At 72.4% G+C, this 26,984-nt stretch carries 24 protein-coding genes; 17 read left to right on the forward strand and 7 right to left on the reverse strand.

Annotation, left to right across the window (positions count from 1 at the left end; all coding sequences use genetic code 11):
* Positions 1-267: 267 nt before the first annotated feature.
* The 9 genes from rsmD (at position 268) to ACIA3K_RS15885 (ending at position 8,202) form a co-directional block, all read left to right on the forward strand.
* Complete coding sequence (rsmD, locus tag ACIA3K_RS15845) at positions 268-831, forward strand: 16S rRNA (guanine(966)-N(2))-methyltransferase RsmD (RefSeq protein ID WP_396801704.1); 564 nt, start codon at positions 268-270, stop codon at positions 829-831.
* Positions 828-1,316 (forward strand): pantetheine-phosphate adenylyltransferase, encoded by a 489-nt coding sequence (gene coaD / locus ACIA3K_RS15850; RefSeq protein ID WP_396801706.1) that lies wholly within the window; start codon positions 828-830, stop codon positions 1,314-1,316. The genes rsmD and coaD overlap by 4 nt, the downstream gene beginning before the upstream one ends.
* Before the next feature lie 259 nt (positions 1,317-1,575).
* Positions 1,576-2,073 carry a hypothetical protein gene (locus ACIA3K_RS15855; protein ID WP_234590503.1) on the forward strand — a complete coding sequence of 166 codons (498 nt, stop codon included), beginning with the start codon at positions 1,576-1,578 and terminating at the stop codon, positions 2,071-2,073.
* 110 nt (positions 2,074-2,183) lie between these two features.
* On the forward strand, positions 2,184-2,747 hold the full coding sequence (locus tag ACIA3K_RS15860; RefSeq protein WP_355051548.1) for a YceD family protein: 564 nt from the start codon (positions 2,184-2,186) through the stop codon (positions 2,745-2,747).
* A 5-nt stretch (positions 2,748-2,752) separates the two neighbouring features.
* Entirely contained in the window at positions 2,753-2,926 is a 174-nt protein-coding gene (gene rpmF / locus ACIA3K_RS15865; protein ID WP_030335284.1) for a 50S ribosomal protein L32, read from the forward strand.
* Between the two features lie 111 nt (positions 2,927-3,037).
* Positions 3,038-4,024, forward strand: coding sequence for a phosphate acyltransferase PlsX (locus tag ACIA3K_RS15870; RefSeq protein WP_396801707.1), 987 nt, complete (start codon positions 3,038-3,040; stop codon positions 4,022-4,024).
* Positions 4,021-4,911 (forward strand): ribonuclease III, encoded by an 891-nt coding sequence (rnc, locus tag ACIA3K_RS15875; RefSeq protein ID WP_396801708.1) that lies wholly within the window; start codon positions 4,021-4,023, stop codon positions 4,909-4,911. Before ACIA3K_RS15870 ends, rnc begins: the two co-directional genes overlap by 4 nt.
* Entirely contained in the window at positions 4,904-5,761 is an 858-nt protein-coding gene (gene mutM, locus ACIA3K_RS15880) for a bifunctional DNA-formamidopyrimidine glycosylase/DNA-(apurinic or apyrimidinic site) lyase (protein ID WP_396801710.1), read from the forward strand. Before rnc ends, mutM begins: the two co-directional genes overlap by 8 nt.
* Positions 5,762-5,982: 221 nt before the next feature.
* Positions 5,983-8,202 carry an MMPL family transporter gene (locus ACIA3K_RS15885; protein ID WP_396801712.1) on the forward strand — a complete coding sequence of 740 codons (2,220 nt, stop codon included), beginning with the start codon at positions 5,983-5,985 and terminating at the stop codon, positions 8,200-8,202.
* 75 nt (positions 8,203-8,277) lie between these two features.
* Here the strand turns inward: ACIA3K_RS15885 and ACIA3K_RS15890 are convergent, their stop codons facing one another.
* On the reverse strand, positions 8,278-9,120 hold the full coding sequence (locus ACIA3K_RS15890; protein ID WP_396801714.1) for an endo alpha-1,4 polygalactosaminidase: 843 nt from the start codon (positions 9,118-9,120) through the stop codon (positions 8,278-8,280).
* A 110-nt stretch (positions 9,121-9,230) separates the two neighbouring features.
* Positions 9,231-10,301 (reverse strand): CAP domain-containing protein, encoded by a 1,071-nt coding sequence (locus ACIA3K_RS15895; protein ID WP_396801763.1) that lies wholly within the window; start codon positions 10,299-10,301, stop codon positions 9,231-9,233.
* Between the two features lie 395 nt (positions 10,302-10,696).
* On the opposite strand from ACIA3K_RS15895, the gene ACIA3K_RS15900 reads away from it, so the two are divergent.
* From ACIA3K_RS15900 to ACIA3K_RS15910, 3 genes are all read left to right on the forward strand, one after another.
* Positions 10,697-10,891, forward strand: a complete 195-nt coding sequence (locus tag ACIA3K_RS15900) for a hypothetical protein (protein ID WP_030487463.1) — start codon at positions 10,697-10,699, stop codon at positions 10,889-10,891.
* Positions 10,892-11,264: 373 nt separating this feature from the next.
* On the forward strand, positions 11,265-14,879 hold the full coding sequence (gene smc, locus ACIA3K_RS15905; RefSeq protein ID WP_396801715.1) for a chromosome segregation protein SMC: 3,615 nt from the start codon (positions 11,265-11,267) through the stop codon (positions 14,877-14,879).
* Positions 14,879-15,499, forward strand: a complete 621-nt coding sequence (locus ACIA3K_RS15910) for an HAD family hydrolase (RefSeq protein WP_396801716.1) — start codon at positions 14,879-14,881, stop codon at positions 15,497-15,499. The genes smc and ACIA3K_RS15910 overlap by 1 nt, the downstream gene beginning before the upstream one ends.
* A 59-nt stretch (positions 15,500-15,558) precedes the next feature.
* Here ACIA3K_RS15910 and ACIA3K_RS15915 read toward each other — a convergent pair whose 3' ends face one another.
* The 5 genes from ACIA3K_RS15915 to ACIA3K_RS15935 all read right to left on the reverse strand — a co-directional run bounded on the left by ACIA3K_RS15915 (position 15,559) and on the right by ACIA3K_RS15935 (position 20,503).
* Positions 15,559-16,080 (reverse strand): DinB family protein, encoded by a 522-nt coding sequence (locus tag ACIA3K_RS15915; RefSeq protein ID WP_396801718.1) that lies wholly within the window; start codon positions 16,078-16,080, stop codon positions 15,559-15,561.
* Positions 16,081-16,125: 45 nt separating this feature from the next.
* On the reverse strand, positions 16,126-16,620 hold the full coding sequence (locus tag ACIA3K_RS15920) for a universal stress protein (protein ID WP_396801720.1): 495 nt from the start codon (positions 16,618-16,620) through the stop codon (positions 16,126-16,128).
* 9 nt (positions 16,621-16,629) lie between these two features.
* Positions 16,630-18,240, reverse strand: coding sequence for an MDR family MFS transporter (locus tag ACIA3K_RS15925; protein ID WP_396801721.1), 1,611 nt, complete (start codon positions 18,238-18,240; stop codon positions 16,630-16,632).
* Positions 18,241-18,323: 83 nt separating this feature from the next.
* Complete coding sequence (locus tag ACIA3K_RS15930) at positions 18,324-18,764, reverse strand: MarR family winged helix-turn-helix transcriptional regulator (protein ID WP_396801723.1); 441 nt, start codon at positions 18,762-18,764, stop codon at positions 18,324-18,326.
* Between the two features lie 26 nt (positions 18,765-18,790).
* On the reverse strand, positions 18,791-20,503 hold the full coding sequence (locus tag ACIA3K_RS15935; protein WP_396801725.1) for an alkaline phosphatase D family protein: 1,713 nt from the start codon (positions 20,501-20,503) through the stop codon (positions 18,791-18,793).
* Positions 20,504-20,586: 83 nt separating this feature from the next.
* Between ACIA3K_RS15935 and ftsY the strand changes: the two genes are divergently transcribed.
* The 5 genes from ftsY (at position 20,587) to ACIA3K_RS15960 (ending at position 26,981) form a co-directional block, all read left to right on the forward strand.
* On the forward strand, positions 20,587-21,768 hold the full coding sequence (gene ftsY, locus ACIA3K_RS15940) for a signal recognition particle-docking protein FtsY (protein WP_396801727.1): 1,182 nt from the start codon (positions 20,587-20,589) through the stop codon (positions 21,766-21,768).
* Between the two features lie 6 nt (positions 21,769-21,774).
* On the forward strand, positions 21,775-22,638 hold the full coding sequence (locus tag ACIA3K_RS15945) for a phosphotransferase (protein WP_396801728.1): 864 nt from the start codon (positions 21,775-21,777) through the stop codon (positions 22,636-22,638).
* 275 nt (positions 22,639-22,913) lie between these two features.
* Positions 22,914-24,323 carry an ammonium transporter gene (locus ACIA3K_RS15950; RefSeq protein ID WP_396801729.1) on the forward strand — a complete coding sequence of 470 codons (1,410 nt, stop codon included), beginning with the start codon at positions 22,914-22,916 and terminating at the stop codon, positions 24,321-24,323.
* 25 nt (positions 24,324-24,348) lie between these two features.
* Positions 24,349-24,687, forward strand: a complete 339-nt coding sequence (locus ACIA3K_RS15955; RefSeq protein ID WP_007456507.1) for a P-II family nitrogen regulator — start codon at positions 24,349-24,351, stop codon at positions 24,685-24,687.
* A gap of 17 nt (positions 24,688-24,704) precedes the next feature.
* On the forward strand, positions 24,705-26,981 hold the full coding sequence (locus ACIA3K_RS15960) for a [protein-PII] uridylyltransferase (protein ID WP_396801731.1): 2,277 nt from the start codon (positions 24,705-24,707) through the stop codon (positions 26,979-26,981).
* The last annotated feature ends 3 nt before the right edge of the window (positions 26,982-26,984 follow it).

Below are 26,984 nucleotides of genomic sequence, written 5' to 3' on the forward strand. Positions count from 1 at the left end.
CGGGAGAGACGGTGGACGGTCACCGCACGTCCGATCGGAAAGGCGCCCTCCCGAGCCGTGGGCCGGCGGGTTGTCGCCGGCACCCGGCAGACCCTAGCGATATCGCCCCGCGTGAGACAGTGCTCAGGATTTGCTAAGACTGATGTTATGAAGTTGAGATCATTGATATACGAGAAGTGATCACATGGTCGGCGTGGAGGTACCGACCGTGTCGGCCGTCGAGTCCCGCTGATCGCGTAGCGTCCAGGTCATGAGCAGGAGGAGACGGTGACCCGGATCGTGGCCGGGACGCTCGGTGGCCGACGGATCGCCGCACCGCCCGGCGCCGGCACCCGGCCCACGTCCGACCGGGTCCGGGAGGCGCTCTTCAGCGCCGTCGAGTCCGAGGTCGACCTCGACGGCGCGCGCTTCGCCGACCTGTACGCCGGCTCCGGCGCGGTCGGGCTGGAGGCGCTGTCCCGGGGCGCCGGGCACGTCCTGCTGGTGGAGTCCGACCCGCGGGCCGCCCGGGTGATCCGGGAGAACGTGGCGACCCTGCGGGCCGGCGCCGCCGTACGCCTGGTGGCCGGCAAGGTGGCGACGGTGCTGGCCGCCGGTCCGGACGGCGGCGGGTACGACGTGGTCTTCGCCGACCCGCCCTACGCCGTGCCGGACGCGGAGATCACCGCGCTGTTGACGACGCTGGTCGACGGCGGCTGGCTGACGCCGGACGCCCTCGTGGTGGTGGAGCGGTCGCGCCGGACCAGGGACTTCGAGTGGGTGGAGGGGATCACGCCGGAGCGCAGTCGCCGGTACGGCGAGACCACCCTTTGGTACGGTCGCCGATCATGAGACGTGCGGTCTGTCCCGGCTCGTTCGACCCGGTCACCAACGGGCACCTCGACATCATCGGCCGCGCCAGCCGGCTGTTCGACGAGGTGATCGTCGGCGTTCTGGTGAACCAGTCCAAGAGCGGCCTGTTCACCGTCGACGAGCGGATCGAGATGCTCCGCGAGGTGACCTCGTCGTACGACAACGTGCGGGTCGAGTCGTTCCGGGGACTGCTCGTCGACTTCTGCCGGGCGCAGCAGGCGAGCGTCCTGATCAAGGGGCTGCGGGCGGTCAGCGACTTCGACTACGAGTTGCAGATGGCCCAGATGAACATCGGGCTGGCCGGCGTCGAGACGCTCTTCATGCCGACCAACCCGCTCTACTCGTTCCTCTCGTCCAGCCTCGTCAAGGACGTGGCCAAGTGGGGCGGCGACATTTCCGCGCACGTCCCCGACCCGGTCCGCGAGGCCCTCCAGTCCCGCCTGGGCCCCCCACCCCGTACCTGACCCGGCCCTTCTCCCTCACGCCGATCTTGCACTTACTGTTTCCGGATCACCCCGTTTCAGGGTGCTTCGCGGCGACCGAAAGTGCAAGATCGACGCGAATCGAGGGGCAGCGGGGGGCGGGGAGTGACCATGTCGCGACTCGCCGGGTTGGGGTGGTGGGGGATCGGGTGGGGCGGGCAGGCCATGATGGGCGCAGCGGGAAACCGGCCGTAGCCCGCATCATGGAGGTCGGCCGACGAACGACAGGAGTGAGGTACCGGTGGACCCGCTCGATCGCATCGACGAACTGATCGCCATGGTGGAGCAGGCGCGCTCCGTCCCGATGTCGCGGAACAACTGCATGGTCGACCGGGGCGAGATGATCGCCGCTCTGGACGAGATGCGCGCGGACCTCCCCGCCGACCTGCGTCGCGCCGCCGCGCTCCTGGAGGAGCGCGACAAGATCATGGACGCGGGCAAGCGCGAGGCGGACCGGATCATCAGCGAGGGTGAGGCAGAACACGCCCGCCTCGTGTCGGTGAACGAGATCACCGTGTCAGCCGAGCACGAGGGTGCCCGGATCATCGCCGAGGCCCGTGCCGAGGCGCAGCGGCTGCGTGAGGAGGTCGACGACTACGTCGACACGGCGCTGGCCAACTTCGAGCAGTTCCTCACCCGGGCCCTCGCCTCGATAGAGCGTGGCCGCGACAAGATGCACGCGCTGCGGGAGATCGGCACCTTCGGTGGGGATGAGGCGGAACGCCCGCTACCCTTCTGAGCGGCACCTCACCAGCCGACATTCGCGCCTCGGCGTCGCCCCCGGTTCGACGGCCGGGCGGTCGCCCAGGTAACCTTTTTTGTCGGCCTCTCACCGGCCGGAGTCTTACTATGCCCAAGCACTCGCCATCGACACTCGACCCCAGGTCGCCGCTGGTCCTCGACACGAGAGACCTGCCGCGCCGCCCTGGTGCGTTGCGTGAGGTCCAGCGGGTCGTGCCGGCACCGGTGGACCTCGGTGTGGAGTTGATCGCCGTACCGGAGGGCGCGGACCTCGACCTCGATCTGAGGTTGCAGTCGGTGTCCGAGGGTGTGCTCGTCTCGGGGACCATCACCGGTCCCGTCCGGGGCGAGTGCGGGCGCTGCCTGCGCGAGATCAACGAATCGATGGCCGTGACGATCCAGGAGCTGTACGCGTACGAGAACAGCACCACGGACGCCACGACCGACGAGGACGAGGTGGGCCGGATGCAGGGCGATCTGATCGACCTGGAGCCGGCGCTGCGGGACGCGTTGGTGCTCACGCTGCCGACCAACCCGCTCTGCCGGGAGGACTGCCCAGGACTGTGCCCCGACTGTGGGGCGCACTGGGACGATCTGCCGGCCGACCACAGTCACCAGCAGATCGACCCGCGTTGGGCGGGCCTGTCGCAAATGACCGTTACAGAGGAGTAAGAACCGTGGCCGTCCCGAAGCGCAAGATGTCGCGCAGCAACACCCGGTCCCGCCGGGCGAACTGGAAGGCGACCGTGGTCGCGACCGTCGCGTGCCCGCAGTGCAAGTCCCCGAAGCTGCCGCACGCCGCCTGCTCCGTCTGCGGCACCTACAACGGCCGCCAGGTTCTCGAGGTCTGACCTGGACGCCGAGTGACGCCCCCGACCCCAGGTCGGGCGGCGCGCGCATCCTGGCATTCGCCCGGTGCCCCGGCTCCCTCCGACGCCCGGCCCACTCCGGCCGGCGTCCCGGTGGAGCCGGGCACCGCGCGGATCGCCGTTGACCTCCTCGGCGGGGACGACGCTCCCGCCGTCGTGGTTGACGGCGCTCTGCGGGCCATGCGCGCCGACCCTGACCTGCACCTGCTGCTCGTCGGTCCGACCGAGGTCGCCGACGGGCTGATCGCTGCCCTCGCGCCGGCCGAACGGGCCCGGATCACGGTCCGGCCGGTCCGCGCCGCCGTCGGCATGGCCGACCATCCCAGCGCCGCCCGCTCGGAGAGCACCGTCCGGGCCGCCGTCATGGCCGTCCGCGACGGCACCGCCGACGCCCTCGTCTCCGCCGGCGCCACCGGCGCCACGGTCACGGCTGCCGTGCTCGGCCTCGGGCGCTGGTCGGAGATCCGCCAGCCCGCCCTGGTCGCCACCCTGCCCGCGGTCGCCGGGCCGGTGGTCCTGCTCGACGTGGGCGGCTCACTGGAACCCCGCCCCGCCACCCTCGCCCGGCACGCCGTGCTCGGCGCCGCGTACGCCGCGGTGGCCCACTCGATCGCCGCGCCGCGGGTCGGCCTGCTCTCGGTGGGCACCGAGGCCGGCAAGGGCGACCGGGTACGCCGGGCCACCGACCCCCTGCTCGCCGTCGAACCGCTGCCCGGCGGGGCGCGCTACGTCGGCCTCGTCGAGGGGTACGACGTGGCCGTCGGCGCGCGCGCCGATGTGGTGGTCACCGACGGCTTCACCGGTAACGTGCTGCTCAAGGCGATCGAGGGCGCGTACGCCATGGCCGGCGGCCCACCCGCCGAGGGTGGCGCTCCCCGCGCGGCGGCCCTGCTGGGCGTCGCGGGGACCGTCGTCGTCTGTCACGGCTCCGCCCGGGCCGCCGACGTCGCCTCCGGCATCGCCCTCGCCGCCCACCTGTGGCGGCGCCGTGCCACCGATCTGGTCTCCGCGTTGCTGGACGGCGACGCCGCGACGGACCGCACCGACCGCCCCACCGACACCGAGGTACGCACATCATGAGCAACGACAAGCGGCGGCGGGCGTCCGTCGGTCACCTGGAAGCCGCGTTCGGCGTCAGCCTGGAGCCGGACCTGCTGCAACGCGCGCTGACCCACCGCTCGTACGCGTACGAGAACGGCGGCCTGCCGACGAACGAGCGACTGGAGTTCCTCGGCGACTCGGTGCTCGGCGTCGTGATCACCACCGCCCTGTTCCACAACCATCCGGACCTGCCCGAGGGACAGTTGGCGAAGCTCCGGGCGAGCGTGGTCAACATGCGGGCGCTCGCCGACGTGGCCCGTGGCCTCGGCCCGGACGGTCTCGGCGCGTACCTGCTGCTGGGCAAGGGTGAGGAGACCACCGGTGGCCGGGACAAGGCGAGCATCCTCGCCGACACCCTGGAGGCGCTGCTCGGCGCGATCTACCTCCAGTACGGGCTGGACACCGCCGGGATCGTGATCCACCGCCTCTTCGACCCGCTGATGGCCGAGTCGGCCGGCCGGGGCGCTGCCCTGGACTGGAAGACCAGCCTGCAGGAGCTGACCGCCGCGCTCGGCCTCGGCGTACCCGAGTACCGGATCGAGGGCACCGGACCGGATCACCTCAAGACGTTCACGGCCTGGGTCGTGGTGGCCGGCAACCGGTACGGCGGCGCGGAGGGGCGCAGCAAGAAGGAGGCCGAGCAGCGCGCCGCCGAGGCGGCCTGGCGGATGCTCTCCGACCAGCACGAGCAGGCCGAGAGGGACAACGCGGCCGACCAGACCGACCAGGCCGACACGGCCGACCAGATTGACGCGGCCGGGCCGCTGGAGCGCGCCGATCAGGCGACCCTGGCCGAGGAGGCCGACCACCTGGCGCAGGTCATGCCGGCCGACGTGGCGCAGGAGCAGGGGTCCGGCCGTGCCTGAGTTGCCCGAGGTGGAGACCGTCCGGCAGGGGCTGGCCCAGTGGGTCACCGGCCGACGGATCGACTCGGTCGAGGTCCGGCACCCGCGTGCCGTCCGGCGGCACGTACCCGGCGGCGCGCACTTCGCCGACGTGCTCGCCGGCCGGACGATCCTGGACGTCCGGCGGCGCGGCAAGTACCTGTGGCTCCCGCTGGACAGCGGTGACGCGGTGGTCGGGCACCTCGGCATGTCGGGTCAGTTGCTGCTCCAGCCGCCCGGCACCCCTGACGAGACCCACCTGCGGGTCCGGTTCCGGTTCGCCGACGACGGGCCCGAGCTGCGCTTCGTCGACCAGCGCACGTTCGGCGGGCTCGCGGTGAGCGAGGGCGGCGCCGACCTGCCGGCCGAGATCGCGCACATCGCGCGTGACCCGATGGACCCGGAGTTCTCCGACGCGGCGTTCGTCGCCGCGCTGCGACGTCGGCGGACCGAGGTGAAGCGGGCCCTGCTCGACCAGACGCTGATCTCCGGGGTGGGCAACATCTACGCCGACGAGGCGCTCTGGCGTGCGCGGTTGCACGGCGCCCGCCCGACCGACGCGCTCACCGGTCCGGCCGCCCAGCGTCTGCTCGGCCACGTCCGGGACGTGCTCGCCGAGGCCATCAAGGAGGGCGGCACCAGCTTCGACGCCCTCTACGTCAACGTCAACGGCGAGAGCGGCTACTTCGACCGTGCGCTGAACGCGTACGGCCGCGAGGGCGAGCCGTGCCGGCGCTGCGGTACGCCGATCCGGCGGGAGTCGTTCATGAACCGTTCCTCGTACAGCTGCCCGCGCTGCCAGCCCCGGCCTCGGGGTGCCCTTCGGGGATGACCCGGAGTCGGCTCCGGGTCGGCGTCGGCGGGTCGCGGCCGGACGCTCCGGGTAGTTCCCCGGCGTACGCCCGAATCGCGGGTTGATGCCCGCCCGGCGGACCCGCCGCCCCCGGTCCGACGACTCCGGGGCGGGCCGGGGCCGTTCCCCGATGTGACCGCCTCGTCACGCCCCTAACGTCAGCACGGTCGGCAGGGGGTCGACGTGACAGGGGGGCACTGATGGGCAGCAGACCGGTGACGGTGCGGATGGCGCGGTGGAGCGCCGAGCATCCGTGGCGGGCGATCGCGTTGTGGGTCGTGTTCGTGGCGGTGTGCTTCGTCGGGGGCAACGCCGCCGGCCTCAACGAGGCCACCAGCGGCGACCAGGCGATCGGCGAGGCCGGGCGGGCCAGCCTCATCATCGACGGCGGGGCCTTCGACGACCCGGCCGTGGAGAACGTCCTCATCACCCCCCGGGGCGGCGCCCTGGACCCGGCCGCGGCGAAGGCGGCCGCCGACGACGCCGCCGCCCGGCTGCGTACGGTCACCGGGGTTGCCGAGATCGGCGCACCGGTCACCGCGCGGGACGGGTCGGCGCTGTTGCTGCCGATCACCATGGCCGGCGACCCGGAGACGGCGTCCGACCGGGTGCAGCCGTTGCGGGACGCCACCGCCGGGGTGCAGAGCGCGCACCCCCAGGTGCGCGTCGAGCAGGTCGGCGGGCCGTCGATCGGTCAGGCGCTTGACGACACCCTCGGCAAGGACTTCGAGCGGGCCGAGCTGCTGAGCCTGCCGGTGACCCTGGCCATTCTGATCATCGCGTTCGGCGCGTTGATCGCGGCCAGCGTGCCGGTGCTGCTGGCGCTCTCGTCGGTCGCCGCGGCGATGGGTCTGTCCACGCTCGCCTCGCACCTGGTGCCGGCCACCGACACCACGGCACCGGTGATCCTGCTGATCGGCATGGCGGTGGGGGTCGACTACTCGCTGTTCTACATCCGCCGCGAGCGGGAGGAACGCGCCAAGGGCCGCTCCGGGCTGGACGCGGTGGAGATCGCCGCGGAGACCTCCGGGCATGCCGTGGTGGTCTCCGGGGTCGCGGTGATCATCGCGATGGCCGGGCTGTTCCTCGCCGGAGACGTCGTCTTCTCGTCGCTGGCCGTGGGATCGATCCTGGTGGTGGCCGTCGCGGTGACCGGTTCGCTGACCGTACTGCCCGCCCTGCTGGCCCGGCTGGGCCGCTGGGTCGACCGTCCCCGGGTGCCGCTGCTGTGGCGCCTCACCGCGCCGCGCACGGGGCGGCACGGCGAGGCGCGTACGCCCCGGCTCTGGCCGACGGTGCTGCGTCCGGCGCTGCGGGCGCCGGTGGCGACGCTCGTCATCTCGGTCGGCCTGCTGCTCGCGTTGGCCGCGCCGGCGCTCGGCATGAAGCTGAAGTTCCCCGGCATGGAGGACCTGCCGCGCACCACACCGGCCATGCAGGCGTACGACCGGCTCACCGCCGCCTTCCCGAGCACCGGCACCAATCACGTGGTGGCCGTGCGCGCGCCGGCCGACCAGGCCGACCGGGTCGGCGCGGCCCTCACCGACCTGGCCGCCCGCGCCTCCGCCGATCCGCTGTTCGCCCCCACCGAGGCGGACGGCCCGAAGATCAAGGTGTCGGCCGACCGGCGGGTGTCGGTGCTGGACGTCGCCACCCCGTACGCCAGCCGCGACGACCGGTCGGTGCAGTCGCTGGAGAAGCTGCGCGCCGACCTGGTCCCGGCCGAGCTGCGGGGAATCCCCGGCATCGAGTACGCGGTGGGCGGCAGCGTGGCCGACAGCGAGGACTACGCGGCGCACGTCCGCGACAAGCTGCCGCTGGTGATGGGCTTCGTGCTGGTGCTCACGTTCCTCGTCATGACGCTCACCTTCCGCTCGGTCGTGGTGGCCGCCAGCTCGATCGTGCTGAACCTGCTCTCCGCCGGCGCCGCGTACGGGCTGCTGGTGCTGGTCTTCCAGGGTGACTGGGCCGAGGGACTGCTCGGCTTCACGTCGATGGGGGCGATCGTCTCCTGGCTGCCCCTGTTCCTGTTCGTGGTGCTGTTCGGCCTCTCGATGGACTACCACGTGTTCGTGGTGAGCCGGATCCGCGAGGGGGTACGGGCCGGCATGTCCAACCGGGACGCGGTCTCGTACGGCATCACGTCGTCGGCCGGGGTGGTGACCAGCGCGGCGATCGTGATGGTCGGGGTGTTCTCGATCTTCGCCACGTTGAGCACGATCGACATGAAGCAACTCGGCATCGGTCTGGCGGCGGCGATCCTGCTGGACGCCACGATCATCCGGGGCGTGGTGCTGCCGGCTCTGATGACCATGCTCGGGGACGCGAACTGGTGGGCGCCGCGGTTCCTGCGCCGGCGTCCGGAGCCCGCTCCCACCGATCCGCCGACCCCCGCCCCGGAGCTGGTGCCCGTCTCCTGAGCAGCCGACCGAGTGCCGGGCCGCGACCAGCGGCCCGGCACGTGTCTTCCCGGCGTGCACGGGGGCGCCGGGCGGTCACGGCAGCGGGCAGGGCTCCCGCCAGGCATCCAACTCCCGGTCCTTGCGGATCGACGCGAAGCCGTAGCCGACCGTGGTGACGCAGAACTCGTCGGTCGTGCCGACGTACTCGACGTGGAAGACCGGTTTGCCGGCGTCCGCGAACGGCAGCAGCTTGGCGCACTGGTCCAGCCGGACACACTCCTCGTTGACCACGAAGTCGAAGTCCGGCGCCAGGGCCGCGAGCTGCGGGACGTCGTTGACCAGCCCGGGGGAGAGGTCCAGCGACCGGGCCAGGCGGGCCAGCCGGCGGTTGAACAGCAGTTGGTCGTCGAAGCCCAGAGGGAAACCGCTGCGGTGCGCGTACCCGTCGGCGTCAGCCAGCGCCACCGCGCCGAAGCCCTTGCCCCGGCACAGCCGGAACCGGTCGGCCAGCACCGGCTCCAGCGCGTCCCAGGCCCGTACGTCCAGCCACCGGCTGCCGGACTGTCGACCGGGGGCGCCGAGCGCGACGGCGGGCAGTCGGCTGGCGTCCGGGTCGGTCGGGCGCACCGAGCCGACCGCCACCTGGCAGATCAGCCGTCGGTCCCGTGCGCGCAGCTCGGCCGTCTGCGCCGCCGTGGTCGCCACCGGGTCGAGCAGGAAGACGTCCGCCTCCACCGTCTCGTCGAGCGGGCCGTCGAGTTGCCACTGCCACTGCCAGTGGCGGGACTGGGCGGCCGGCCACGGGGTGGGCGCGCCCGGCGGAATCAGCTCGCGGCGGCAGCCGTACGCCGGCACCACCAGGACGAGCGCGACGGCGGCCGACACGATCCGGCGCAGCGCGGGTGCGGCGCGACGTCGCCGCGGCCGGATCCGCATCGGCAGCTCCCGGGTCCCGGGCGGCCCGTCGCCGCCCCCACCGGCACGCCGCCGTCTACCCCGGCGTACCCAACCGGGTCAACGAGCGCGGGGGCGTGGACGATGCGCGGTCAGCGCGGCGCCGCGAAGACCTGCGTCCAGTACGGCCCGTTGCTGCTGGCGATACCGACGCCGATCTCGGTGAACGCGCAGTTCAGGATGTTGGCGCGGTGCCCGGAGCTGTTCATCCAGGCATCCATCACGGCGGCCGGCGTCTTCTGGTTCCACGCCACGTTCTCGCCGTAGGTACGCCACGCGTAGCCGACGCGGTCCAGCCGGACGCCCGTGTCGCTGCCGTCGCTACCGGTGTGCGTCATCTTGCTGTGGTCGGCCTGGTCCTGGCTGTGCCGCTGCGCGGCGGTCATCAACTTGTCGTCGATGCTCAGCGCCTTGCAGCCGGCCTTGGCCCGCTCGGCGTTGACCAGGTCCACCACCTCGCGGGCCTGATCGCTGACGGTGCCGCCGGCGGTGCTCGGAGCGGTGCTGCGCTCGACGCTGCGGCGGGACGTGGCGGTGGTCCGCGACGAGGCCGGCGTCGGCTTGACGACCTTGCTCGGCGACGGGCTCGGCCGTGCTGGGCTGGGTGAGCTGGTCGCCGACGGTGGGGCCGGGGTGTCGCTGGTCGCCTGCTCGGTGGGGACCGCGGGCGCGGCGGCGACGGTGTCGTCGACGGCGGACGGCTCGTCGTTTGTGCCGTTGCCGCCGGGCATCGCGAGCGCGCCGACGCCGATGCTCACCACGAGGGTGGCCGTCGCGGCCGCGCCGCCGATCATGAGCGGGCGACGCCAGCTCCGCGGCGAGCGGTGCCGCCCGGTGCCGGTCCGTCCGTCGCCGGCGGCCTCCGTGTTCCTGCCTCCGGTGGGGTACGCGTCGGTCTGGTCGCGCCACCCGTGGGTGACCTCTGTCGGCCGTGTGTCGCCGGTCGGTTCGTCGCCCCACCCCTGGCCCGGCCGGCCAGTGGTCGACGCCTTCATGGGGGCGGGTTCCCAGCGGGGGGAGGGCTCGGCGGCGTGCCACTCGTCAGCGGGCTGGTCGGGGTCGTCCCCGAACAGGTACGCCGAGCGGGGCTCCGGGCGGTCTGTCAGCCAGTCCGGCTCGTCGGTCGGCCGCTCGGCGCGCCGGGCGGCGCCGTTCGGGTCCATCGGGTCGGTCCAGCCGTACACGCCTCTGCCTCCACGGGGTCGGTTGTTGGCCCGGGTGACGCTACGACTCGCCCGCGACCTGCGGCAACGTGGCTAAGGAAGAGTTAAGAGGAAGTCGGACGCCAAGGCGGTGACTTCCGGGAATACGGGCGTACAGTAAAGGCGTCCGGACAGAGCGTGTCCGTGCCTTGCGGCAGCCCCCCCGACAAGTGGACAGGTCGACGTGGAGATGATCTACGGCCTGCGAGAACTTGACGAAGGAGGGGTTTGCGGCTCAATATATAGGTGTCGCCAGTCGCGCCCGGTCATGCCCAGATACACCTGGAATGACAGCCGCGTACTTAATGGGCGCGCGCTTGGCCGGCCTTTCCGGCAGCGCATATCAAGGAGTCAGCATGGCGAAGGCCCTCTACGGCCACGTAGGTGCAGCGCCCGACCGGCGTCTGCTCGACGAGGTCACCCGACTGCGTTCCAGGGTTCAGGCACTGGAGTTCGAGATCACGCGTCTGCGTGCCGACAATGATCGGCTCGCGGCGGCTGCGGCGGAAGCGGACGACCTGCTCCGTCTCGCCGAGCCGGCGCTGACCTGATCTTCGGGGTCGGAAAACTGAATCGCAGCACCACCGCAAAAATGCGCGCCGACACTCATGTGCCGGCGCGCAACGCTGTCCAGCCCCTTTCGCGGCCGACGATTTATGATCTTGTAACCGGCCTCGCGTTAAGCGCTCCCGCAGTTATCGCAGAACGTGCCGAACCGCATTCTGATCATGAAAGGTCTTTGCCTTTCCGTTACTGCAGCGACGACAGCGCGTTGTCTCCTCCGCCACGGGCGAGCGCGGGCCGTCGGCACGGCCCGGGGCGGGTCGCGTGCCGGGCGGGTGCCGTCACCGGGTTAGTCTGCGGGTTCACCCAGGTCCCCGCAGCCGGCGACGGTACGGCGGCCACTGGACGAGGATCGAGAAGGTGTATCTCAAGAGCCTGACGGTGAAGGGCTTCAAGTCCTTCGCCTCCGCCACGACGTTGAAGCTGGAGCCCGGGATCACCTGCGTGGTGGGCCCGAACGGCTCCGGCAAGTCGAACGTCGTCGACGCCATCGCCTGGGTGCTCGGCGAACAGGGCGCCAAGGCGTTGCGCGGCGGCAAGATGGAGGACGTCATCTTCGCCGGCACCGCCGGCCGCGCCCCGCTGGGCCGCGCCGAGGTCACCCTCACCATCGACAACACCGACGGCGCGCTGCCGATCGAGTACACCGAGGTCTCCATCACCCGCCGGATGTTCCGCTCGGGCGAGAGCGAGTACGAGATCAACGGCAACACCTGCCGCCTTCTCGACATCCAGGAGCTGCTGTCCGACTCCGGCATCGGCCGGGAGATGCACATCATCGTCGGGCAGGGCCGCCTGGACGGCATGCTGCACGCCAAGCCGGAGGACCGCCGCTCGTTCATCGAGGAGGCTGCTGGCGTCCTCAAGCACCGCAAGCGCAAGGAAAAGGCGCTGCGCAAGCTCGATGCGATGCAGGTGAATCTCAACCGCCTGACCGACCTCACCGCCGAGCTGCGCCGTCAGCTCAAGCCGCTCGGCCGGCAGGCCGAGGTGGCCCGACGGGCGGCCGCCATCCAGGCCAACCTGCGCGACGCCCGCCTGCGGCTGCTCGCCGACGATCTGGCCACCCTGCGGACCACGCTCGACCGGGAGATCGCCGACGAGACCGCGCTGCGGGAGCGTCGCGAGCAGATCGAGGGGGAGCACGCCGAGGTGCAGGGCCGGCTCGGCGAGTTGGAGGCCGCCCTCGCCGAGGACGCGCCGCTCCTCGCCGCCGCGCAGGACACCTGGTACAAGCTGTCCGCGCTGCAGGAGCGGTTCCGCTCCATCGAACAGCTCGCCCGCGAGCGGCTGCGGCACCTCAGCGCCAGCGGCGACGACGAACGCCCCGGCCGCGACCCCGACCAGTTGGAGGCCGAGGCCGAGCGCGTCCGCGAGCAGGAGGAGGAGCTGCGCGCGGCGCTCACCGACGACCAGATCCGGCTGGCCGAGGCGGTCGAGCACCGCCAGGAGCTGGAACGGCAGCTCGTCGCCGCCGAACGCGAGCTGGTCGCCGCCGCCAAGGCCATCGCCGACCGACGCGAGGGCCTGGCCCGCCTCACCGGCCAGGTCAACTCGGCCCGCGCCCGGACCACCAGCGCCGGTGAGGAGATCGAACGCCTCGCCCTCGCGCACGCCGACGCGCTGGGTCGCGCCGAACAGGCGCAGGCCGACCTGGACGCGGTCGCCGCCCAGTCCACCGAGGCGGACCGGGACAACGCGGACCTGGACGCCCGGCACGCCGAGGCGCTCGCCGTCCAGGAGCGCGCCCAGGCGGCCGTCCGGTCGTTGGCCGATGCCGAGCGGGCCGCGGAGAAGGACGCCGCCACCTGGAAGGCCCGCGAGGAGGCCCTGGCGCTGGGCCTGCGGCGCAAGGACGGCGCCGGTGCGCTGCTGGCCCGCGCCGGTGACGTTCCCGGCCTCCTCGGCAGCCTTGCCGGGCTGCTCACCGTCGCGCCCGGACACGAGGCCGCGTTGGCCGCCGCGCTCGGAGGTCTCGCCGACGCGGTCGCCGTCAGCGGGGTGGACGAGGCCGTCGAGGCGATGCGCCTGCTCAAGATCTCCGACGCCGGGCGGGCCGGTCTGCTGGTCGGCAGCCCCGCCGGGCCCGGCATGACCGGATCGGCCGACGCGCTGCGCCCGAAGCTGCCCGACGGCGCCCGCTGGGCCCCCGACCTGGTGGAGTGCCAGCCCGACATCCGTCCGGCGGTGCACCGGGCGCTGCGTGACGTGGCGCTCGTCGACGATCTCGCGGCGGCGGCCGAGCTGGTCGCCGGCAACCCCGAGCTGCGGGCCGTTACCCCGGACGGTGACGTGGTCGGGGCGTACGCGGCGGCCGGCGGGTCGGCCAAGGCGCCCAGCTACATCGAGGTGCAGGCGGCCGTCGAGGAGGCCCGCGCCAACCGGCTCACCGCCGAGCGGACCGGCGCGGAGCTGCGGGACCAGCTCGTCGAGGCGCGCGCCGAGGTGACGGCCGCGAAGGAGGCCGTGCAGCACGCCGCCGCCGAGAAGCGGGAGGCGGAGAGCCACCGCAACGCCGCCGCCCGCCGGCTCGCCGAGCTGGGGGCGGCCGCCCGCTCCGCGAAGGCGGAGACCGACCGGCTCGGCGAGTCCCACTCGCGCGCCGAGGCCGCCCGGCAACGGGACCTCGCCACGCTCGACGAGCTCCAGGAGCGGCTGCGGCTGGCCGAGGAGACCCCGGTCGACGCCGAGCCCTCCACCGAGGAGCGGGACCAGCTCGCCGCCATGGTGCCGCAGTCCCGGCAGAACGAGATGGAGGTCCGGCTCGCGGTGCGTACCGCCGAGGAGCGCGTCTCCTCGATCGCCGGCCGGGCCGACTCGCTCGCCCGGCAGGCCACCGCGGAGCGTGCCGCGCGCGAACGCGCCGCCGCCCGGCGGGCCGCGCGCGCCCGGGGCGCGGGCATCGCCCGGGCCGTCGCGGGCGGGGCCCGCGCGGCGCTCACCCGGCTCACCACGTCGATCGCGGCGGCCGAGCAGCACCGCGACGCCGTGGCGCGCGAACGCGCCGCCCGCGAGGCGGAGCTTCAGGAGGTACGCGGGGCGGCCAAGCGCCTGGCCGCCGAGCTGGAGCGTCTGACCAGCCAGGTGCACCGCGACGAGGTGGCCCGCGCGGAGCAGCGGCTGCGGATCGAGCAACTGGAGGCGAAGGCCGCCGAGGACTTCGGGCTGGACGTGGAGACCCTCGTCGCCGAGTACGGCCCGAGCCAGCTCGTCCCACCGACCCAGGTCGACGTGGCCGCCGCCGAACGCGACGGTCTGCCGGTGCCCGAGCCGGTGCGCTACGAGCGGCCGGTGCAAGAAAAACGGGCCGCCAAGGCGGAACGCGAACTCGCGCTGCTCGGCAAGGTCAACCCCCTCGCGTTGGAGGAGTTCGCGGCGCTGGAGGAGCGCTTCAAGTTCCTCTCCGAGCAGTTGGAGGACCTCAAGGCCACCCGACGGGACCTGCTCACCGTCGTCAAGGACGTGGACGAGCGGATCCTGGAGGTCTTCGCCAGCGCCTTCGAGGACACCGCGCGTGAGTTCCAGCAGGTGTTCACGGTGCTCTTCCCGGGCGGTGAGGGCCGGCTCATCCTCACCGATCCCGAGGACCTGCTCACCACCGGCGTCGAGGTCGAGGCCCGGCCGCCGGGCAAGAAGATCAAGCGTCTGTCGCTGCTCTCCGGTGGCGAGCGGTCGCTGACCGCCGTGGCCATGCTCGTGGCGATCTTCCGCGCCCGGCCCAGCCCGTTCTACATCATGGACGAGGTGGAGGCGGCCCTGGACGACGTGAACCTGGGCCGGCTCATCACGCTGCTGGCACAGTTGCGGGAGAAGAGTCAGCTGATCGTCATCACGCACCAGAAGCGGACGATGGAGATCGCCGACGCGCTCTACGGGGTGACCATGCGCAGCGGGGTCACCCAGGTGATCAGTCAACGGCTCAACCGGGCCGACAAGGACGACCAGCGGCCCGGCCGCGGCGAGGAGAACGGGTAGTGGCTCGGGAACGCGCGAAGGCGCTCCTGCTGGACTTCGACGGCGTACTGCGCCGGTGGGACCCGGCGGTGGCCGCTGACGTCGAGCGGGAGTACGGCCTCTCCGAGGGGGTGCTCACCGAGATCGCCATGCAGTGGGGGAGGCTCCAGCCGGTGCTCACCGGCCAGGTCAGCCACGCCGACTGGGTGAGCAGCGTGGCCGACGCGCTCGCCGAGCCGGCCGGCGGGCCGGACCGGGCCCGCGCGGCCGTCGAGCAGTGGCAGCGCTACCGGGGCGAGGTCGACGCCGAGGTGCTGGACTTCGTCCGGGAGGTGCGCGCCGCCGGCATTCCCGTCGGCCTGGGCACCAACGCCACCGACCTGCTCGACGCCGACCTCGCCGCGCTCGGCCTGGTCGGCGAGTTCGACGTGGTGGTCAACTCGTCCACGCTCGGCGTGCACAAGCCCGCTCCGGAGTACTTCGAGGCCGCCTGCCAGGCGCTGGCCACCCCGCCGGCCCGGGTGCTCTTCGTCGACGACGAGGACTGGGCGGTACGGGGCGCCCGGTCCGCCGGGCTGTCGGCGCACCGCTGGGGCGGCCACGCCGATCTGCGCTACCTGCGGGCAGCTCTGGACTACTAGGGCGTGTGTCAAAGTCCTCAGGCCGGCCAGGGGCTTTGACACACGTCCTAAAGCGGCGCTCACTCGCCGGTGACGCCGTCGATGCGTTCCCGGATCAGGTCGGCGTGGCCGTTGTGCCGGGCGTACTCCTCGATCATGTGCACGTACACCCAGCGCAGGTTGAAGGTGCGCTTCTTCGGGCCGACCTCGGTGAACGTCTCGTCGAGCGAGTGCCCGGCGGCGGCCGCGCGGGCCAGTGCCACCTCCCGGTGGAAGGTGGCGAAGTCCTTCTCGGCGTCGGCGGCGCTCACGTCGTGGTCGGCGTCCGGGTTCTCGGTCGTGAAGTACGGGTAGTCGACCCGCTCGCCGGCGAAGCTCTCCCGGAACCACCACGCCTCCACCTCGGCGAGGTGCCGGACGAGGCCGAGCAGGGTCAGCCCGGACGGCTCGACGCTCGGCGTGCGCAACTGCTCCTCGGTGAGGCCCGCGCACTTGAGCAGCAGTGTCTGCCGGTGGTAGTCGAGCCAGCCGTCGAGCATCGTGCGCTCGTCGCCGACGTACGGTTCGGGGGTCCGGGTGATCTCCGGTGCGGTCCACGTCATGGCGCGCATCCTGCCCGGGACGTGTGACGGTCCGCGACGGGTTATTCAGGGCACCACGACGACGGGCCAGTGCCCCTTGCGGACCAGCCGGGTGGCGACCGAACCGACCAGCCGGTGACCGGCCTGCTCGGACGCGCCCACCACCACCATGTCGGCCCGGAACTCGTCGGCGGCCGCACACAGCTCGGTGTACGCGTCGCCGCGTCGGCACAGCAGCGTCACTGGAATGCCCAACTGCTCGGCCCCGCGTCGGCACTCCCGGCGCAGCTCGTCGGCCAGCTCGTCGTGGGTGCGCTGGACCGCGCCGGCGTCCATTCCGGGCACCAGGGAGGTGAGGCCGCTCGCCGAGCTGACGAAGACCACCACGAGCGCGGCGCCCTGCCGGCGGGCCAGCCCTGCGGCGTAGGAGCCGGCCCGCCCGGAGGTACGGGTGCCGTCGACGCCCACCATGATCACCCTCGGGCCGTCGGTGCCGCGCTCGAAGGGAAGCGAGCTGACCCGGGGGCCGTACTCCTCGCGGTCCGGTGCTCCCACGCCCATGGCTCTACCTCACCTCTGCTCGCCGGCGGGGACCGCGCCAGCGCCTACGACAGGATTCGATTCCCGCTCGCCCTCGCCGGAAACCGGGCCGGCGTTGTGCTGGCGCAGCGGCACTTCCTTGATGAAGAGCACGGCGATCAACGCGATCAGCGCGAACGGGGCGGCGGCCAGGAAGATGTCGCCGGCGCCGTGGCCGTATGCGGCCTCCACCACCGCCCGCAGCGGACCGGGCAGGGTGTGCACGTCGGGCAGGGTGCCGCCGCTGCCGGAGCTGGACGCGGGGATGCCGAGCTGGGACAGTCCGTCGGCGGTGTAGTCCTTGACCTTGTGGGCGAGGACCGCGCCGAGGGCGGAGACGCCGATCGCGCCGCCCAGGCTGCGGAAGAACGCCACCACCGAGCTGGCCGCGCCGAGCTCGTGCGTGCCGACGGTGTTCTGCACGGCGAGGACGAGGTTCTGCATGGTGAGGCCCAGGCCGACGCCGACCAGCAGCATGTAGACGCTGAGCAGGGCGTAGCTGGTGTCCGCGCGCAGGGTGCCCATGAGCGCGAAGCCGACGGTGAGCAGCGCCGAACCGGCTACCAGGAAGCGCTTCCAGCGGCCGGTCTTCGTGATGATCCGCCCGCCCACGGTCGAGGCGACCAGCAGGCCGAGGATCATCGGTAGGGTCATCAGGCCGGCCATCGTCGGGGACTCGCCCCGGCTGATCTGGAAGTACTGGCCGAGGAAGATCGACGCGCCGAACAGGCCCACGCCCACCGCGACGCTGGCGACGACGGCGAGGGTGATCGTCCGGTTGCGGAACAGCCGCGGCGGGATCATCGGCTCGGCGGCGCGGGTCTCCACCCGGATGGCGAGCGCGCCGAGGAGCAGGGCGCCGAGGACCATGGCGACGGTCTGCCAGGACGCCCAGGCGAACTGGTCGCCGGCCAGGGACACCCAGATCAGCAGCACCGAGACCGCCGCCGTGATCAGGGTGGCGCCCCACCAGTCGATCTGCGCCCTGCGCTTGACCACCGGCAGGTGCAGGGTCTTCTGGAGCACGACCAGCGCGGCGATGGCGAACGGCACGCCGACGTAGAAGCACCAGCGCCAGCCGAGCCACGAGGTGTCGACGATCACGCCGCCGATCAGCGGGCCGCCGATGGTGCCGACGGCCATCACGGCGCCCAGGTAGCCGCTGTAGCGGCCCCGCTCGCGCGGCGCGATGATCGTCGCCAGGATCACCTGGGCCAGGGCGGTGAGGCCACCGGCGCCGACGCCCTGGAGCACCCGGCACGCGATCAGTTCGCTGGTGCCCTGCGCCAGGCCGGCCAGCACCGAGCCCAGGACGTAGATGCCCAGGGCGAGTTGGACGAGTGTCTTCTTACTGGTCAGATCGGAAAGTTTGCCCCAAATTGGGGTGGTTGCGGTGGTCGCGAGCAGCGCCGAGGTGACCACCCAGGTGTAGGCGGACTGACCGCCGTGCAGTTCCGTGATGATCCGCGGCAGCGCGTTCGAGACGACCGTGGAGGAGAGGATTGCGACGAACATGCCCAGCAGGAGCCCGGAGAGAGCCTCCAGGATCTGCCGGTGGGTCATGTCGACGGCGGGCGCTCGGGACGCTGTCGCCTGGCTCATCGTGTGGTGCCTCCAGCCCGTACGTTTTGGTTGCCTCAAGCAACAACTTGCCGGGGGGTGGCGACATTCCCCGCCTCGTGGGGTCATCTCCAGGAATCGTTGAAGCGGCCGAGGAGCCGGGCGAACTCCTCCACGTCCCGGACCGGCCAGTCGTCGAGCGCGCGGAGGAATTCGCCCAACCGGGCGGACCGGGCGACATCGAACCGGTGCTGCCCCTCCTCGGTGAGGCTGATCTGCGCCGCCCGCCGGTCACTCGGGTCGGGCTCGCGGTGCACCAGGCCGAGTGCCTCCAACCCGTTGATCTGCCGGCTGAGCGTCCCCTTGCCCACGCCGAGCCGCGCCGCCAGCTCGGTCAGCCGGATCGACCCGCTGCGCCGCAACCAGAGCAGCAGCCCGTAGGTGTTCGGTTCGAGGGTCGGGTGCACCTCGCGGGCGATCTCCCAGGAGACCGCCCGCCCGCGACGCAGCAGCGCGGTCAGCTCGTGCTCGACGGCCCGGATCGGCTCCGGCTGATGCTCGCTCACGGCCTAGAGAGTACGGCGAGGACCGGTCACCCGTCGCCGGAGAGGCGGCGGCTCATCACGGGGCGTAGGTGACCGTCGCTGGTGGTGCCCTCGATCGTCACCTCGGCCTGCCGACCCCGATGGGTCAGAGTGGCGACCGCGTTGCCGAAGTAGGGCCCGGCCAGCTTGCGCCAGCGCACCCCCGGCCGCCGGACGCCCGCCGAGCGGGCCAACGCCCGGGTCGCGCCCGCAGGACCCGACGACCAGCCCATCTTCATCAGCGGTCGGATGCCGGCCGGCACCTGGTTGTGGATCGGCGAGCAGGTGAGCTGGTGTACCGGCGTGACCACCGCGGGGTCGGCGAACCGGGCCCGGGCCACGTACGAGTGGTGCACGTCCCCGGAGAGCACGCTGATCGACGCCGGTGGGGCGTACGCCGGACCGGCGCCGACCCGTGCTCCGGAGGCCCTCGGCGTACCGGTGCCGATCCGGGCGAACGTCTCACCGAGGGCCTCGAAGGACCGCCGGAACGCCGCCCAGTGCTCCAGGTCGAGAGCCCGGCGCAGCTTCTCGGCCGTCCGGGCCACCCACGGTCGGCGCGAGTCGGCCAGCTTCTCGTTCCACGCCTCGATGTGGTGGATGCCCTGGGGCAGCAGCCAGGGCAGCGAGGCGCCCACCACGAGGTGGTCGTAGACGCCGTGGGCCTGGTCCAGGAACCACGACCACTCACCCGGCGGCAGCATCGCCCGGCTCTCCGGCTCCAGCACGCGGCTGCACCGGTTGTCGAGCATGACGAGCCGGGTACGCCCCAGGTCGAGCGCGTAGCTCCACTGGTACTGCACGGCCCGCCAGCGCTCGGTGTCGTGCGCCAGGTCGGCCTCCTGGTCGACCCGGTGCCCGAACTCGCGCAGCACGCCGGTGGCGTCCTCGGCGGCGACGACCTTGGCGTAGACCGGGTCGGCGGCGATCTCGTCCGGCGCGAGGTTGCCCAGGTGCTGGTAGACCCAGTACGAGGCCAGCCCGCTGCCGATCCGTTCGGCCCACCACGGCTGCTCACGCATCTCGGCACGCCACGACGCCGAGGTGTTCCAGTCGTCGATGATCTCGTGGTCGTCGAAGATCATCACGCTGGGCACGGTGGAGAGCAGCCAGCGGATCTCCGGATCACGCCACGACTCCAGATAGAGCTTCGTGTACTCGTCGAAGCTCACCACCTGATCGGCGGGAGCGCCCTTCGGCCGCCGACGGCGTCGGCGCAGCAGTCGGCGCACGGTCGGTGAGGTGACATCGGCGTACACCTGGTCACCGAGGAGCACCAGCAGGTCCGGCAGCGGGTTCGACTCCGGGTCCGCCATCGACCGCCGGGCGTACGCGTCCAGGGCGTCCGGTGGGAGCTTGCGGGTGGTGGCGTGCTGGGTGGTCTCCCGACACGAACCGAAGATCAGGTTGACCGGCTGGTCCAGGTCGTCGACCGCCCGGGTACGGATGACGCTGGGCGGGAAGCCGCTGCTCTCCACGGGCCACACCAGCTCGTCGTCGACCAGCACCTCGTACGTGGTGGTGCTGTCCGGGGTGAGGCCCTCCACCACGACGAGGGCGTAGTGGTGGTCGTACGCCGAGAAGGTGGGCGCGGTGCCGGTGGCCCCGTCGGCGGTGCGGACGGTGACCACGGCGGGCGCGGCGGTCTCCACCCAGATCGTCGCCCGGGTGTCGACCACTCGCCGCAGCAGTGGGCCGATCAGGAGGTGTGCGGCGGGCATGACGCGAGCCTACCGCCGGTTTCCGGGCACCGGCCGGGTGCGGTGGCTGGGACGCCGTCGCCGGCATCTGACAGGATTCCGGCATGGCCGAATATCTCGTCCTCGCTCTGGTCCTGCTCGGTGTGCTGATCGCCGGCACAGTCGGGCTGGTCGTGCCCCGTCTGCGGCGGCGGCCCGAGCCGCCGCTTCCGCGCACCGAGGTCGACACCCGGGCCGAAGAGGATCTCGCCGGTCCGCCGGTCGAGGCACCGGAGTCCGATCTGTCCACCGGTGTCCTGGTCGAGCCGCCGCCGGTGCTCGAACCGCAGGTCGAGGTGCCCGAGCCGACCGCCGGGCGGCTGGTCCGGCTCCGGTCGCGGCTGTCGCGCTCGCAGAACGTGTTCGGCAAGGGCCTGCTCGGCCTGCTCGCCCGCGACCACCTCGACGAGGACGTCTGGGAGGAGATCGAGGACAGCCTGATCACGGCCGACGTCGGCGTGGACGCGACCCGCGACATCGTCGACCGGCTGCGGGAGCGCACCCGGGTGCTGGGCACCCGCTCGGCCGGCGAACTCCGCGCGCTGCTCGCCGCCGAACTGGTCAACGCCCTCGAGCCCGGCATGGACCGCGCGCTGCGGACCGCGCCCAAGGACGGCGTGCCGGCGGTGGTGCTGGTGGTCGGCGTCAACGGCGCCGGAAAGACCACCACGTGCGGCAAGGTCGCCCGGGTGCTGGTCGCCGACGGCCGTACCGTGCTGCTCGGCGCCGCCGACACCTTCCGGGCCGCCGCCGCCGACCAGTTGCAGACCTGGGGCGAACGGGTCGGCGCGGAGACCGTGCGGGGCCCCGAGGCGGCCGACCCGGCAAGCGTGGCCTTCGACGCCGTCAAGCGGGGCATCGACACCGGCGTGGACACGGTGCTCATCGACACCGCCGGTCGCCTGCAGAACAAGGTCGGCCTGATGGACGAGCTGGGCAAGGTCAAACGCGTCGTGGAGAAGCAGGGCCCGATCGACGAGACGCTGCTCATCCTCGACGCCACGACCGGCCAGAACGGTCTGGAGCAGGCCCGGGTCTTCACCGAGGTGGTCAACGTGACCGGCGTGGTGCTGACCAAGCTCGACGGCACCGCAAAGGGCGGCATCGTGATCGCCGTTCAGCGTAAGCTCGGCATCCCGGTCAAGCTCGTCGGTCTCGGTGAGGGCAAGGACGACCTCGCGCCGTTCGACCCGGCGCAGTTCGTCGACGCGCTGCTGGGCACCGAGCCCGCTGGACGGGACGCGTAGTCTCGGGTGACCAGTGACGATCGCGCGTACGCGGGCTGGCGTGATCCCGGCCATTCCTCGCAGCGCCTCGGGAGACCGTACGTGACTTCGCAGGAGATCCCGCTGCACGGCGGGAACGTGAGCACCGTGGTCCGGGTCGGCGACACGGTCCGTCGCAACGCCGGGCCGTGGACCCCGTCCGTGCACGCCCTGCTCCGGCACCTGGAGTACGTCGGCTTCACCGGCGCCCCCCGGGCACTCGGGATGGACGAGCGCAACCGTGAGGTGCTGTCGTACCTGGAGGGGGAGTGCGGGGAGTACCCGCTCGCCCCGCACTGGGTGACCGACGAGGCGCTGGTCACCGTCGCCACCATGCTGCGGATGTTCCACGACGCGCAGTACGGCTTCGCCCCGCCGGCCGGGGCCGTCTGGCGCTCGTTCGGCCCGCCGCCGCCGGACACCGAGGTGATCTGCCACCACGACGCCGCCCCGCACAACGTGATCTGGCGTCCGGACGGCACCCTCGGGCTGATCGACTTCGACCTCGCCTCGCCCGGCGCGCGGATCTACGACGTGGCGTACGCGGCGTGGACGTGGGTCCCGATCTTCGCCGACCGGGACTCGATCACCCTGGGCTGGAAGCACCCGGACCGGCCGCGCCGGCTCCGTCTGTTCGCCGACGCGTACGGGTTGATCCCGCGGGACCGGCACCGGCTGATCCGCACCATCCGCAAGCGGATCGTGGATCACGTCGAGGGCATCCGCCGGATGGCCGCCGCCGGCGAGCCGGCGTTCGTCCGGATCGTGCACAAGGGGCACCTGCGGCGTCCGATGCGCGACCTGCGGCTGCTCGACTACGAGCGGCACGTTCTGGAGAACGCCCTCCGCTGAGCGCGGAACGGTCGATGCTCGGCCGGGCCCGTCAAGCGGACCGGTCGATGGGCCTGGCCGGTCAGCCATCGACGTACGCCGTCCGAACGATCCACCATTGTCCATGCTGACGACTGTGCGGACTCCGTGACACGTACGAAACAAGCCGTCACGAATTGGAAACCCGCACGGGACCCTGGGTGAAACAGCCGGCAACAAAGCTTCCGCGCAACCGGCCTACGGGCGACGCTGCCCCGGAAAGCCGCGAAGGAGGACTTCACCTTTAGGAGGCCAGCGTGCCTGAAGCACCGACGATCGACGGCGCCAATACTACGTGGCTGCTGGTTTCGACCGCGCTCGTGCTGCTCATGACCCCGGGACTGGCGCTGTTCTACGGCGGCCTCAACCGGGCCAAGGGCGTACTCAACATGATGATGATGAGCTTCTCCGCCATCGGGCTCATCTCTATTCTGTGGTGGTTTTACGGCTTCAGCGTCGCCTTCGGGACCGACGTGAACGGCTTCTGGGGCGACCCGGGCGCGTACCTCGGCACCAAGACCTTCCTCGCCGAGACCGACCTGTGGGGCGCCACGACGGAGAACCCCAGCGGCATCGGCATCCCGCTCTACGTGTTCATGGCCTTCCAGATGGTCTTCGCCGTGATCACCGTCGCGCTGATCAGCGGTGCCATCGCCGACCGGGCCAAGTTCGCCGGCTGGCTGCTGTTCGCGTTCGGCTGGGCCACCCTGGTCTACTTCCCGGTCGCCCACTGGGTGTGGGGCGGCGGCATCATCGGCGGTGACATCCACGCGCTGGACTTCGCCGGCGGTACCGCGGTGCACATCAACGCCGGTGCGGCGGCCCTGGCCGTGGCCCTGGTGCTCGGCAAGCGTCTCGGCTGGCCCCGCGAGGGCATGAAGCCGCACAACATCCCGCTCGTCGCGCTCGGCGCCGGTCTGCTGTGGTTCGGGTGGTTCGGGTTCAACGCCGGCTCGGAGCTGACCGTCGACGGGGTCGCCGGTCTCGCCTTCATCAACACCCAGCTCGCCACCGCGGCCGCCGTGCTCGGTTGGATCGCGGTCGAGTGGATCAAGGACCGCAAGCCGACCATGGTCGGTGCCTCGTCCGGTGCCATCGCCGGCCTGGTCGCGATCACCCCGGCCTGTGGCTTCATCGCCCCGTGGGCGTCCGTCCTGCTCGGCATCGTCGCCGGCATCGTGTGCGCCCTCGCCGTCAGCCTGAAGTACAAGCTGGGCTACGACGACTCCCTCGACGTGGTCGGCGTGCACTTCGTCGGTGGCTGGATCGGCTCGCTCTGGCTCGGCCTGTTCGCCACCAACTCGGTCAACGCCGCGATCAGCGACGTGGTCGGCGCCTCCGACGGTCTGTTCTACGGTGGCGGCGTGACCCAGCTCGGCCGGCAGGCCCTGGCCGGTCTGATCGTCACCGCGTGGTCGTTCGGCATCGCCTGGGTGCTCGCCTTCGTCATCGAGAAGACGATCGGCTTCCGCGTCAAGAACGAGGCCGAGGTCGAGGGCATCGACATCTCCGAGCACGCCGAGAGCAGCTACGACCTGTCCCCGTCGGGCGGCGGCACGGGTGGCGCGTTCGCGATGGCCGGCATCGGTTCCACCGGTGGCGCGCCGAGCACCGCCGCTCCCGAGACCGAGTCCACCGAGCCGGTCAGCGCCAAGGTCGCCGGTTAACGTTCCTTAGATGGAGGGGTTGGACATGAAGCTGGTGACCGCGGTCATCAAGCCGTACCAGCTGGACGCGGTGAAGGAAGCTCTGCACGCCCTGGGCGTGGCCGGGCTGACCGTCAGTGAGGTCCAGGGGTACGGACGGCAGAAGGGGCACACCGAGGTCTACCGGGGTGCCGAGTACACGGTCGAGTTCCTGCCCAAGATCCGGGTCGAGGTGCTCACCGACGAGATCGACGTGGAAAAGATCGTGGACGCCATCGTCGGCGCCGCCCGTACGGGCAAGATCGGCGACGGCAAGGTGTGGGTCACCGGTGTCGAGGAGGTCGTCCGGGTACGTACCGGCGAGCGCGGCCTCGACGCCCTCTGATCCGGACCACGACTGACATGACCTCGTTGATCAAGAAGAACGCGTCAGGAAACGCCGGCGACGGTGACGCGAACATCTTGATCAACGAGGTCGTCGGCGTACCCGGGGGGATCGGGGAGGCCGCCCGGGTGGGGCGGGCGGCCGCGTACGACGAGTTCCTGCGTGGGTTGCTGCCCGCGCGCGACGGTGTCGCGCTGATGGCCGTCGGGGGCCTGGGGCGGCGGCAGTGCGCCCCCTACGGCGACCTCGACCTGGTGCTGTTGCACGCCGGAGTGCCCGGCACGGACGAGTTGGCCGCCTCTGTCTGGTACCCGATCTGGGACGCCGGGCTGCGCCTCGACCACTCCGTGCGGACCGTCTCCGAGGCCCTGTCGGTGGCCCAGGACGACGTCAAGGTCGCCCTCGGGCTGCTCGACGCCCGCCTGGTGGCCGGCGACCAGTCCCTGGCCGACGCCCTGAGCCGCACCGCCGCCGACCACTGGCGGCGGACCGCCGTGCGGCAGCTCCCGGGTCTGCGTGAGATCACTGTCGCCCGCTGGCAGGCGCACGGCGAGCTGGCCTTCCTCCTCGAAGGCGACCTCAAGGAGGCCGCCGGCGGGCTGCGCGACGTGGGGTTGCTGCGCGCGATCTCCGCCGCCGGGATCACCGACGCGCTGCGTCCCGCCGTCCGCGCCGCCCACCTGCGGCTGCTGGACACGCGCGACGCCCTGCACCAGCAGGTCGGCCGCCGGGTCGACCGACTGGTCGCCCAGGAACGCGACGGCGTCGCCGCGCTGCTCGGGCTGGAGGACGGCGACGCCCTCCTGCGGCGGGTGGCCGGGGACGCCCGCACGGTCAGCCACGCCCTCGACGACGCCTTCCGCGCCGCCGACCGGCTGCGCTCGGGCCGCTCCCGAGGTGGGAACGGCAGCCCGGTACGTCGGCCTGTGGCCCGGGACGTGGTCGAGCACGACGGGGAGTTGGTGCTGGCCCGGACGGCGATCGGCGCACGCCCCGACCCGAGCCTGTCCCTGCGCGTGGCCGCCGCGGCGGCCACCACCCGGCTGCCGATCGCGCGGGCCACCTGCGAGTGGCTGGCCGCGTACTGCCCTCCGCTGCCCGCGCCCTGGCCGGCCGAGGCCCGGGCCGCGCTCACCACGCTGCTGGGCGCCGGTCCCGGTCTGGTGCCGGCCTGGGAAACCTGCGACAGGTACGGGCTGGTCGACGGCTGGCTGCCCGAGTGGACCCGGCTGCGTAGCCTGCCCCAGCACAACCCGGTGCACCGCTACACCCTCGACCGGCACCTCGTGCAGGCCGCCTACGAGGCCAGCCGGCACGCCCGCGAGGTGGACCGTCCCGACCTGCTGCTGCTCGGCGCCCTGCTGCACGACATCGGCAAGGGCCTGCCCGGCGACCACAGCACCGTCGGGGTACCGCTCGCCGAGACGGTGGCGACCCGCGTCGGGCTGCCCGCCCCGGAGGTGGCGCTGATCGGCACGCTCGTCCGGCTGCACCTGCTCCTGCCGGACGTGGCCACCCGGCGGGACCTCGCCGATCCGGTGACCATCGCGTCGGTCGCCGGGGCGGTGGGCGACACCGGCACGCTCGACCTGCTGCACGCCCTCGTCCGCGCCGACGCCGCCGCCACCGGCCCGGCCGCCTGGTCGGACTGGAAGGGCCGACTCGTCGCCGAACTGGTCGCCCGCGTCCGTACCGCCCTGGACACCGGCGTGCTGCCCGAGCCCCCGGCCCCGGACCCGGCGCTGCTGGCCGGGCCGCTGCCGGTCGTCCACCTCACCGGAGACCGGGTGGCGGTGGCCGCCGCCGACCGGCGGGGACTGCTCGCCACGGTGGCCGGCTGCCTCGCCCTGCACCGACTGGAGGTGCTCTCCGCCGACGCCTCCGTGGTCGACGGCCGAGCGCTCGTCGAGTGCCGGGTGCAACCCCGCTACGGCCTACCGGCCGACCCGGTCCCGCTCCGTGCCGACCTGCGCCGCGCGGTCGCCGGCGATGTGTCCGTCACCCAACGGCTGCGGGGTCGTGCGCTCGCCGCCCGGGGCAGCGGCGCCGCACCCCGGGTCGTCTGGCACCGCGAGGCGGCCACCGACGCCGTCCTGCTCGAACTTCGCGCGGCCGACGCCGCCGGGCTGCTCTACCGGGTGGCCGGCGCGCTCGACGAGGCGGGCGCCCTGGTCCGGGCCGCACGGATCTCGACCCTCGGCGCGGACGTCGTCGACGCCTTCTACCTCGTGGGCGGCTGGCCGGACGACGCCACCCGGGCCCGCCTGGAAGCTGCGGTTCTCGCCGCCGTCTGACCG

This window comes from Micromonospora sp. NPDC051543 (assembly GCF_044454415.1).
GTDB lineage: Bacteria > Actinomycetota > Actinomycetes > Mycobacteriales > Micromonosporaceae > Micromonospora.

Coding starts and splice junctions, on each gene's coding strand:
- coaD (WP_396801706.1), top strand. CDS start 828: ATGAGACGTGCGGTCTGTCCCGGCTCGTTCGACCCGGTCACCAACGGG.
- ACIA3K_RS15860 (WP_355051548.1), top strand. CDS start 2,184: ATGCCCAAGCACTCGCCATCGACACTCGACCCCAGGTCGCCGCTGGTC.
- rnc (WP_396801708.1), top strand. CDS start 4,021: ATGAGCAACGACAAGCGGCGGCGGGCGTCCGTCGGTCACCTGGAAGCC.
- ACIA3K_RS15885 (WP_396801712.1), top strand. CDS start 5,983: ATGGGCAGCAGACCGGTGACGGTGCGGATGGCGCGGTGGAGCGCCGAG.
- ACIA3K_RS15890 (WP_396801714.1), bottom strand. CDS start 9,120: ATGCGGATCCGGCCGCGGCGACGTCGCGCCGCACCCGCGCTGCGCCGG.
- ACIA3K_RS15895 (WP_396801763.1), bottom strand. CDS start 10,301: ATGGACCCGAACGGCGCCGCCCGGCGCGCCGAGCGGCCGACCGACGAG.
- ACIA3K_RS15900 (WP_030487463.1), top strand. CDS start 10,697: ATGGCGAAGGCCCTCTACGGCCACGTAGGTGCAGCGCCCGACCGGCGT.
- ACIA3K_RS15915 (WP_396801718.1), bottom strand. CDS start 16,080: ATGACGTGGACCGCACCGGAGATCACCCGGACCCCCGAACCGTACGTC.
- ACIA3K_RS15920 (WP_396801720.1), bottom strand. CDS start 16,620: ATGGGCGTGGGAGCACCGGACCGCGAGGAGTACGGCCCCCGGGTCAGC.
- ACIA3K_RS15925 (WP_396801721.1), bottom strand. CDS start 18,240: ATGAGCCAGGCGACAGCGTCCCGAGCGCCCGCCGTCGACATGACCCAC.
- ACIA3K_RS15935 (WP_396801725.1), bottom strand. CDS start 20,503: ATGCCCGCCGCACACCTCCTGATCGGCCCACTGCTGCGGCGAGTGGTC.
- ftsY (WP_396801727.1), top strand. CDS start 20,587: ATGGCCGAATATCTCGTCCTCGCTCTGGTCCTGCTCGGTGTGCTGATC.
- ACIA3K_RS15955 (WP_007456507.1), top strand. CDS start 24,349: ATGAAGCTGGTGACCGCGGTCATCAAGCCGTACCAGCTGGACGCGGTG.
- ACIA3K_RS15960 (WP_396801731.1), top strand. CDS start 24,705: ATGACCTCGTTGATCAAGAAGAACGCGTCAGGAAACGCCGGCGACGGT.